Origin of the sequence: Moraxella sp. (genome assembly GCF_024227015.1) — a bacterium.
GTDB lineage: Bacteria > Pseudomonadota > Gammaproteobacteria > Pseudomonadales > Moraxellaceae > Moraxella.
Genome location: NZ_JAAELD010000160.1, coordinates 1 through 7,099 on the forward strand (window position 1 = coordinate 1; position 7,099 = coordinate 7,099).

At 45.8% G+C, this 7,099-nt stretch carries 6 protein-coding genes; 2 read left to right on the forward strand and 4 right to left on the reverse strand.

The features are described 5' to 3' along the window. From GY683_RS03775 to GY683_RS03785, 3 genes are all read right to left on the reverse strand, one after another. Positions 1-747, reverse strand: a 747-nt coding sequence (locus tag GY683_RS03775) for an APC family permease (protein ID WP_297287479.1), incomplete at its 3' end; no start/stop codon positions are given. 83 nt (positions 748-830) lie between these two features. Further along, complete coding sequence (gene gabT, locus GY683_RS03780; protein WP_297287480.1) at positions 831-2,087, reverse strand: 4-aminobutyrate--2-oxoglutarate transaminase; 1,257 nt, start codon at positions 2,085-2,087, stop codon at positions 831-833. 172 nt (positions 2,088-2,259) lie between these two features. Continuing rightward, a complete protein-coding gene (locus GY683_RS03785) occupies positions 2,260-3,717 on the reverse strand; it encodes an NAD-dependent succinate-semialdehyde dehydrogenase (protein ID WP_297287481.1) in 1,458 nt (485 codons plus the stop codon). Positions 3,718-3,879: 162 nt separating this feature from the next. Here GY683_RS03785 and GY683_RS03790 point away from each other — a divergent pair, with 162 nt between their 5' ends. Further along, positions 3,880-4,656, forward strand: a complete 777-nt coding sequence (locus tag GY683_RS03790; RefSeq protein ID WP_297287482.1) for an IclR family transcriptional regulator — start codon at positions 3,880-3,882, stop codon at positions 4,654-4,656. Positions 4,657-4,671: 15 nt separating this feature from the next. Here the strand turns inward: GY683_RS03790 and GY683_RS03795 are convergent, their stop codons facing one another. Continuing rightward, the gene (locus tag GY683_RS03795) at positions 4,672-5,763 is read right to left on the reverse strand and encodes an endonuclease/exonuclease/phosphatase family protein (RefSeq protein ID WP_297287483.1); all 1,092 of its coding nucleotides are present in this window, start codon (positions 5,761-5,763) and stop codon (positions 4,672-4,674) included. 287 nt (positions 5,764-6,050) lie between these two features. Between GY683_RS03795 and GY683_RS03800 the strand changes: the two genes are divergently transcribed. After that, positions 6,051-7,099, forward strand: a 1,049-nt coding sequence (locus tag GY683_RS03800) for a DASS family sodium-coupled anion symporter (protein WP_297287484.1), incomplete at its 3' end; no start/stop codon positions are given.

Sequence of the window (7,099 nt, forward strand, 5' to 3'; positions counted from 1 at the left end):
CATGACTGCCATGATAAGAGACACAATGAGAAATAAACCGATCTGCGGACGGGTTAGGTCAATCTCTTCGGCTGCCTGTGGAATCACGTCAAAGCCTACGAACATGAATGGTACCATGATGATGACTGTCATGATGCCCGCCGTGCCATTGATGAAATTTGGTACCGCTAGGCTGGACAGATTGGCATTAGGATTAAATAGTAAAGCACCCAAAAAGAGCATGATGCCCACGGATAGGATGCCAACAACTGCCAGCTTTTGGAACCACGCTGCTACTTCTACGCCACGAACATTTAGGTAGGTGACGAGAATGGAGCCTGCCATGCCCATCAGTACCCAAGTGGCATAGACATCCCAACCTGCGACATTATACATATAGCCTTGATTGTAGTTGGGAATCAGATATTCAATGACGGTGGGTAAGGCGACTGCTTCAAAGGCAACCACTGACAAATACCCAAACAAAATGCTCCATGAGCACAAAAATGAAATGTGCACACCAAATGCTCGGTGAGTGTAGGTGTGCTCACCGCCTGTGATGGGCATGCATGCAGCAAGCTCAGCATAGGCAAGTCCAATCAATATGACCGCAAAACCACCGATCAAAAATGCCAAAACCGCACCCCAAAGACCCGCTGAAGCTGCCCAGCCACCTGCCAACACGACCCAGCCCCAGCCAACCATCGCCCCAAAAGCTAAAGCGACGATGTCCGCGGTGCCTAAAGATTTTTTAAAACTGTCTGTCATGATAAACTCCTTTTAATCAGACCTGAATGATCATTCAAGTTGGTAAGATGACAACCTACGTCACCTTACCAAAGTTATTCATCTCAACTACCAAAGAACGCTTTGATAATATCTAGAGCCTCATCAAGCACCTCATCTTGGATGGTTAAAGGCATCATAACCCTGATGGTATTGAAATTTGTCCCGCAGGATGCAAGCAAGAGCCCATGTTCAAAGGCATATTTTTTAAGGGCATTCGTGGCATTAACGTCTGGTTTGCCATCTGCATCTACCAGATCAAAAGCAAGCATTGCGCCTTTATGGCGGACATGACTGATGGCAGGCGAGCTAAGATTATTTAGAAAATTAGCCATCTTATCGCCGATGTCCTTGGACTTTTGAAGTAAGTTTTCTTCTTGGATAATTTTGATGACCTCTAGAGCGGCCACCGTTCCAAGGGGTGAACCTGCATAAGTACCGCCTAGCCCGCCTACTTGGGGTGCATCCATGATGTCAGCTCGTCCGATCAGTGCTGATATCGGAAAGCCGCCTGCCATGGATTTGGCGCATGTCATGACATCAGGTTCAATACCTAACTGTTCTGTGGCAAAAAGCGTACCAGTACGCCCAAAGCCGCATTGAACTTCATCAAAAATCAGCACAATGCCATGTTCATCGCATATATTACGCAGCGCTTTGGCAAATGACGGGGTGAGCTGATGGAACCCACCTTCACCCTGCACAGGTTCGATGATCATCGCCGCTACTTCAGAGGGGTCGATGTCGCATTTAAAGATCATGTCCAGACCACGCAAAGCATCTTCTTCGGTGATGTTGTTCTCTACACAGGGAAATGGCGCATGATAGATAGAAGGTGGCATGGGTCCAAAGTTCTTCTTATATGGAATGACCTTACCCGTTAGCCCCATGGCAAGCAAGGTGCGCCCATGCCAGCCACCACTAAATGCAATCACGCCAGCTCGACCTGTCTTGGCGCGAGCAACCTTAATGGCATTTTCTACCGCTTCTGCACCCGTGGTTAATAGAAATGCTTTTTTATCGCCTGTGATGGGCGCAAGTTCGCATAGCTTCTCGCAAAGATCCACATAGCTTTCGTAGCCGACAATCTGAGCAGAGGTATGAGAAAATCGATCAAGTTGCGCCTTAACAACATTGACAATATCTGGATGACTATGGCCTGTGTTTAATACAGAAATACCACCAATAAAATCAATGTAACGGTTACCTTCCACATCGATGATTTCACTGTTCTTGGCGGTGTCGGCAAAGATATCAAAGGCAACACCCAGACCGGTAGGTAGGACTTTTTTACGACGCTCTAGTAGAGATTGGTTATCCATGACTTACTCCTTGTAATGTGATAAATGTTCTGTATAATGAACAAAAGTTCTACATATAGAACATTATGATATAAAATCATATTTTAATGGGATTGACAATCAATTTTTTGTAAATTTTAATCTTTAGAGGTGAGACCCTTAAAAAGAATAAAACTTGCTAAGGGTCAATCGCTCAGCTGACATCTACACACCAGTATTTGGTGCTGATGTATTCATCTATGCCATATTTTGAGCCTTCGCGACCAAATCCTGATTGCTTTACGCCACCAAACGGTGCAACTTCTGTGGATAGCAGACCTGTGTTTTGGGCGACCATGCCGTATTCTAGACCTTCAGAGACTCGCCATGCGCGCGCATGATCTTTGGTATAAAAATATGCTGCCAAGCCATAGATGGTGTCATTGGCTTGCTTGATGACTTCTTGTTCATCATTAAAGATAAAGATGGGTGCGATGGGCGCAAAAATCTCCTCGTGAGCGATGTCCATGTCATCGGTGATGTCGGTGATGACGGTAGGCAAGAAACAAGTATCATGCGTAGGATGTGCGGTACCGCCTGTGATGATGGTTGCACCTTTGCCTGTGGCGTCTTTGAGGAGTTTTTGGGTTTTTTCTAGGGCACTTTGGTTGATTAGGCAGCCAACATCCGTGCCGGCATCAAGACCATTGCCAACGGTTAAGCTTTCTACTTGAGCTTTGAATTGTTTGATGAATTCATCTTTGATGTCGCGGTGGACATAGATGCGGTTTGCGCATACACAAGTTTGTCCTGCGTTACGGTATTTGGAGGCGATGGCGCCATCTACTGCCTTGTCGATATCAGCATCATCAAAGACGATGAACGGGGCGTTACCACCAAGCTCTAGCGAGAGCTTCTTGATGGTGCTGGCGCATTGTTCCATCAGAATGCGACCGACCTCAGTAGAGCCGGTAAAGGAGAGCTTTTTGATGCGCTCATCTTGGGTTAGGACTTTGCCGATTTCGCTGGATTTGCCTGTGATGATAGATAGCACACCATCAGGAATACCTGCTTTTTTGGCAAGGTGTGCTAGAGCTAGGGCGGAAAAAGGCGTCTCTGTGGCAGGTCTAACCACCATCGTGCAACCTGCCGCCAGTGCTGGTGCGACTTTGCGGGTGATCATCGCTGATGGAAAGTTCCAAGGTGTGATGGCAGCGCATACACCGATGGGTTGTTTTAGCACTACGTAGCGCAGGCTTTTATTGGCGCTTGGAATAACATCGCCATAGACACGCTTGGCTTCATCGGCGAACCAGCGTATAAAGCTGTTGGCGTAATTAATCTCGCCACGTGCTTCTTTTAGGGGCTTGCCTTGCTCTGTGGTCATGATGATAGCGAGATCGTCAGCGTTGTCGTCGATCAGATCCGCCCAGCGATGCAGGATAGTCGCGCGTTCGCTAGCGGTCTTAGCTGACCAGTCGGCAAGCGCAAGCTCTGACAGTCGTACAGCTTCTTTGGTCTCATCGGCGCTTAGGCTAGGTACGGAGCCGATGCGCTCACCTGTGAATGGATTCTTGACTTCTAAGGTATCGCCAGAGCTGGCAGACTGCCAAGTGCCAGCGACAAAGGCTTCTTGGTGAAACAATTCGGGGTTTTTTAATGATTTATTCATGGTGCTTCCTAGTCGGTATTATGGAGGTGTTGGATATCTTTGTACTGTATATTGAACATTAATTCAATATACAGTACAATATTATCACTGTTTATTCTGCCATACAAGCAATTTATTAAAAATGCTCGTCACTTTAGATCTAGTAATATATAAGGAAATATCATGACCAAAAAACCTGCCAAAGCCACGAGCGTACCAGCCTTAGAGAAGGCATTTGAGATTTTAGATTTTATTACCAAAAGCCAAATGCCGGTCTCATCCGCCACCATCGCCAAAGAGTTGTCATTGGCGCGTTCAACCACTCATAACATCCTACAAGCCCTGACAAATAAGGGTGTGCTGTATAGAGATAATAATCACTTGTACAGCTTGGGCTCTTATTTGCTTTATTGGGCGGGTCGGTTTGAGGTGGAGAAAGGCGTGGTGGCTCTATTTCACGAGCTCGTTGCAGGTTTTGAGGTGTTAACACCTTATACGGTTACCTTATCCACTTTGGATTTTGAGCGAGGAGAGACGGTCTTTTTGAGTAGTCATACAGGATCAAGTGCAATCGATTTTGCCTTTCGGCGTGGTGTGCGTGTGCCGGCGGTATTCTCTGCTACTGGTAAGGCGATTTTAAGCCAGTGCTCATTTGATAAGGTGGTGGCGATGTATGATGAATTCCCCATGCCGATGACCGAGAGAGGTGTAGCGAGCTTTGAGGATTTGAGTGCTGAATTTGATGGGATTCGTCAAACGCGCCTATCGCTTGATGATGGGCAGCTGCGTCTTGGCATGACGTGCATGGGAACTTATATTAAGAGTCAGGATGGTGTACGCCTAGGCATTGCCGTGTCTTTATCAGACAGTGAGTACCATGAGTATCAAGATGTCATCGGGCAAGCGCTTATCGATTTGGCGCTGCGGATTGAGCGGGGACTAGGGTTTCATGGTGGCTGATGCTGTGGAAATAACTTAATACTTTTCTTTGACGATTTGCTTAATCGGTTCGCTTTTATCAATCTTATCTAGTGCTTCTTGAATCTCATCGCTATCGGCACTGGGTTCTTCTTGAATGAAGGCTGCTTTGGGATGGTATTGAAATTTGCCATAGACGGGAAAATGATCCGAACCAACGCTTGGCAGAACCTTAATCGTGTGCATCATAAAGTCATGACTGTGGAAGATGTGATCAAGCGGCCAGCGAAATAGGGGGTATTTGGCATGAAAAGTATTAAAAAATCCACGCCCTTTACGCGGGTCAAGCAGTCCGCTAATCTCTTGAAATAGCTGCGATGTGGATGACCATGCCACATCATTAAGATCGCCAAATACCAAAACAGGCTCATCCATAAACTCAACCTCACGCCCCACCAATAACAGCTCGGCATCCCTGTCTGTGGCGGTGGCGGACTCGGTGGGGCTTGGGGGCATGGGATGTAGGCAGTAGATGTGTAAGTACTCACCCGATCTAAGTTTAACTTTTGCCTTGATGGATGGGATATCTTCAGTGATCCAATGGCGCACTTCGACATCTTCTAAGGTAAGCCTACTATATAGATGCATGCCATATAGATTATCCAGCGGAATCTTGACGGTGTGTTCAAAGCCATCTTGTTCTAGAACGTCCATTTGGCTTTGCCACCATTCATCACTCTCAAGAGTCAGCACGATGTCTGGCTGATGATCGCGAATCTGCGCTAATAATAGATGGGATTTTTTGTTGGAAGTTAGAACATTGCAGATCAACACAGATAGGGTTCTATCATCTTCATTGCCTTGATAAATCTGCACCTGTGGGCGAGTCAGTGGGGTGTAGGCGATGATTTGCGTTGTCTGATAAATCAAGCAGATGACATTGGTAATGGCAAGCACCCAAAAAACAGAACCGATGTGGCTGGCAAATAACAGATTTAATGGAATGCTGATTAGGCTGACGACGGCGATCTGCAGGCGTGGAAAATCAAAAATACGAAATATCCAGTGATCATGTTTAATCAATGGCAAAATCGTTGTAATGATTGGCACAAGTATCACGCTTGTTAATACCCAGTCTGCTGCACTCAAGATCTTCTCCAAATTAGCTTTTTAGTATAAACAAAGTTCTTGTGTTGGTAAAGTTAAATTAAAACGAGAAGTGCACCAAACCATCGCCAACCTTACTTTAATTAGTCTATCTAATTAAATTGTCACAGTAACAATAAATTATTTTGCTAATTGTAACCTTTATGTGATTATAGCGTAATTACGTGCGTGTGGAACTGTTTGCGCGTAAGCATTTTGCATTGTTTAAGTGAATTTGCATAGAACCATGGACGAATTTCGCCCATGGTTATTTTTTTTAAGGAACGAATATGGTTCAATCAACTCAAGAAAAAGAGACTGATTTTTCGCTTAGAACCGACTATCAGCATAACGACGACCAAATGCCACCATCTGGCAAGGTGCGTTCTGATGCGGTAAAAGGCATCGTCATTACGGCAATCGCTGCGATCATCGCATACTTTATGGCAACGAGCATTTTGCCGTTTGAGCCATTGGTAAATAAAGGTCTGGCGCTTGCTACCTTTATTGGTATTTTGTGGCTAACAGAAGCCATTCACATCACCGCAACGGCAATCTTAGTGCCAATGCTTGCCATCTTTATCGGCATTCCAGAATACGACACCAAAAAAGCATTAACCAGCTTTGCTGATCCGATTATTTTTGTATTCTTTGGTGGTTTTGCGCTTGCTGCTGCCATGCATGTTCAAAAGCTTGACCGTAAAATTGCCTTTGGTTTGGTGAGTTTGGCGGGTGGTCATCTTGGTCGTGCGATTGTGATGATTTTTGCGGTAACCGCATTTTTGTCAATGTGGATCAGCAATACGGCGACTGCTGCGATGATGTTGCCCTTGGCAATCGGACTGTTAAGTCATGTCGATGCCAGCAAAGACCGCAACACCTTTATTTTTGTACTTTTGGGTATTGCATACTCAGCGTCTATCGGCGGTATCGGTGCGCTGGTTGGTTCGCCACCTAACGGTATCGCCGCCAAAGAGCTTGGTCTTGACTTCATGGGTTGGATGAAATTTGGTTTGCCAGTTATGTTGGTGTCGCTGCCAGTATTGTTGGGTGCGATGTACCTGATTTTACGTCCAAATCTTAGTCATAAAGTCAACCTTGTGCATGAAGACATCCCTTGGACGCTACCACGTGTGCTGACCATTGTTGTCTTTGCCATCACTGCGATTTCTTGGATCTTTGGTAAGCAATTAGGCGAGATGTTTGGATTTAAATCTCCAGATACAGTGATTGCGCTGTTTGCTGCTGTGGCTGTGTTGATGTTAGGTCTGGTAAGTTGGAAGCAGGTATCAGACAACACCGACTGGGGTGTGCTCATGTTGTTTGGTGGTGGTATTGC

Bases quoted from the DNA above. Each gene is read 5' to 3' on its own strand.
- GY683_RS03790 (WP_297287482.1), top strand. From the start codon at position 3,880: ATGACCAAAAAACCTGCCAAAGCCACGAGCGTACCAGCCTTAGAGAAG.
- GY683_RS03785 (WP_297287481.1), bottom strand. From the start codon at position 3,717: ATGAATAAATCATTAAAAAACCCCGAATTGTTTCACCAAGAAGCCTTT.
- gabT (WP_297287480.1), bottom strand. From the start codon at position 2,087: ATGGATAACCAATCTCTACTAGAGCGTCGTAAAAAAGTCCTACCTACC.